Below are 2,986 nucleotides of genomic sequence, written 5' to 3' on the forward strand. Positions count from 1 at the left end.
GTATGTTCTTTGAAAACTAGATAACAGTGTAGCTCATATTTTTTAATTTTTAGTTTGGTTAAGTTAGAAAGGGCGCACGGTGGATGCCTTGACACTAGGAGTCGATGAAGGACGGGACTAACGCCGATATGCTTCGGGGAGCTGTAAGTAAGCTTTGATCCGAAGATTTCCGAATGGGGAAACCCACCATACGTAATGGTATGGTATCCTTATCTGAATACATAGGGTAAGGAAGACAGACCCAGGGAACTGAAACATCTAAGTACCTGGAGGAAGAGAAAGCAAATGCGATTTCCTGAGTAGCGGCGAGCGAAACGGAACATAGCCCAAACCAAGAGGCTTGCCTCTTGGGGTTGTAGGACATTCTATACGGAGTTACAAAGGAACGAGGTAGACGAAGCGACCTGGAAAGGTCCGTCGTAGAGGGTAACAACCCCGTAGTCGAAACTTCGTTCTCTCTTGAATGTATCCTGAGTACGGCGGAACACGTGAAATTCCGTCGGAATCTGGGAGGACCATCTCCCAAGGCTAAATACTCCCTAGTGATCGATAGTGAACCAGTACCGTGAGGGAAAGGTGAAAAGCACCCCGGAAGGGGAGTGAAAGAGATCCTGAAACCGTGTGCCTACAAATAGTCAGAGCCCGTTAACGGGTGATGGCGTGCCTTTTGTAGAATGAACCGGCGAGTTACGATCCCGTGCGAGGTTAAGCTGAAGAGGCGGAGCCGCAGCGAAAGCGAGTCTGAATAGGGCGTTTAGTACGTGGTCGTAGACCCGAAACCAGGTGATCTACCCATGTCCAGGGTGAAGTTCAGGTAACACTGAATGGAGGCCCGAACCCACGCACGTTGAAAAGTGCGGGGATGAGGTGTGGGTAGCGGAGAAATTCCAATCGAACCTGGAGATAGCTGGTTCTCCCCGAAATAGCTTTAGGGCTAGCCTTAAGTGTAAGAGTCTTGGAGGTAGAGCACTGATTGGACTAGGGGTCCTCATCGGATTACCGAATTCAGTCAAACTCCGAATGCCAATGACTTATCCTTAGGAGTCAGACTGCGAGTGATAAGATCCGTAGTCAAAAGGGAAACAGCCCAGACCGCCAGCTAAGGTCCCAAAGTGTGTATTAAGTGGAAAAGGATGTGGAGTTGCTTAGACAACTAGGATGTTGGCTTAGAAGCAGCCACCATTTAAAGAGTGCGTAATAGCTCACTAGTCGAGTGACTCTGCGCCGAAAATGTACCGGGGCTAAATACACCACCGAAGCTGCGGATTGATACCAATGGTATCAGTGGTAGGGGAGCGTTCTAAGGACAGTGAAGTCAGACCGGAAGGACTGGTGGAGTGCTTAGAAGTGAGAATGCCGGTATGAGTAGCGAAAGACGGGTGAGAATCCCGTCCACCGAATGCCTAAGGTTTCCTGAGGAAGGCTCGTCCGCTCAGGGTTAGTCAGGACCTAAGCCGAGGCCGACAGGCGTAGGCGATGGACAACAGGTTGATATTCCTGTACCACCTCTTTATCGTTTGAGCAATGGAGGGACGCAGAAGGATAGAAGAAGCGTGCGATTGGTTGTGCACGTCCAAGCAGTTAGGCTGATAAGTAGGCAAATCCGCTTATCGTAAAGGCTGAGCTGTGATGGGGAAGCTCCTTATGGAGCGAAGTCTTTGATTCCCCGCTGCCAAGAAAAGCTTCTAGCGAGATAAAAGGTGCCTGTACCGCAAACCGACACAGGTAGGCGAGGAGAGAATCCTAAGGTGTGCGAGAGAACTCTGGTTAAGGAACTCGGCAAAATGACCCCGTAACTTCGGGAGAAGGGGTGCTTTCTTAACGGAAAGCCGCAGTGAATAGGCCCAAGCGACTGTTTAGCAAAAACACAGCTCTCTGCGAAGCCGTAAGGCGAAGTATAGGGGGTGACACCTGCCCGGTGCTGGAAGGTTAAGGAGAGGGGTTAGCGTAAGCGAAGCTCTGAACTGAAGCCCCAGTAAACGGCGGCCGTAACTATAACGGTCCTAAGGTAGCGAAATTCCTTGTCGGGTAAGTTCCGACCCGCACGAAAGGTGTAACGATTTGGGCACTGTCTCAACCAGAGACTCGGTGAAATTATAGTACCTGTGAAGATGCAGGTTACCCGCGACAGGACGGAAAGACCCCGTGGAGCTTTACTGTAGCCTGATATTGAATTTTGGTACAGTTTGTACAGGATAGGCGGGAGCCATTGAAACCGGAGCGCTAGCTTCGGTGGAGGCGCTGGTGGGATACCGCCCTGACTGTATTGAAATTCTAACCTACGGGTCTTATCGACCCGGGAGACAGTGTCAGGTGGGCAGTTTGACTGGGGCGGTCGCCTCCTAAAGTGTAACGGAGGCGCCCAAAGGTTCCCTCAGAATGGTTGGAAATCATTCGTAGAGTGCAAAGGCATAAGGGAGCTTGACTGCGAGACCTACAAGTCGAGCAGGGACGAAAGTCGGGCTTAGTGATCCGGTGGTTCCGCATGGAAGGGCCATCGCTCAACGGATAAAAGCTACCCCGGGGATAACAGGCTTATCTCCCCCAAGAGTCCACATCGACGGGGAGGTTTGGCACCTCGATGTCGGCTCATCGCATCCTGGGGCTGTAGTCGGTCCCAAGGGTTGGGCTGTTCGCCCATTAAAGCGGTACGCGAGCTGGGTTCAGAACGTCGTGAGACAGTTCGGTCCCTATCCGTCGTGGGCGTAGGAAATTTGAGAGGAGCTGTCCTTAGTACGAGAGGACCGGGATGGACGCACCGCTGGTGTACCAGTTGTTCTGCCAAGGGCATAGCTGGGTAGCTATGTGCGGAAGGGATAAGTGCTGAAAGCATCTAAGCATGAAGCCCCCCTCAAGATGAGATTTCCCATAGCGTAAGCTAGTAAGATCCCTGAAAGATGATCAGGTTGATAGGTTCGAGGTGGAAGCATGGTGACATGTGGAGCTGACGAATACTAATAGATCGAGGACTTAACCATATAATATG

At 51.2% G+C, this 2,986-nt stretch carries 1 rRNA gene; it reads left to right on the forward strand.

Annotated elements, in window-relative coordinates:
* Positions 1 to 56: 56 nt before the first annotated feature.
* Positions 57 to 2,978, forward strand: a 23S ribosomal RNA gene (locus tag ACTFRU_RS29305).
* Positions 2,979 to 2,986 lie beyond the last annotated feature (8 nt).

The organism is Bacillus cereus group sp. MYBK220-1 (genome assembly GCF_051916445.1).
GTDB lineage: Bacteria > Bacillota > Bacilli > Bacillales > Bacillaceae_G > Bacillus_A > Bacillus_A cereus.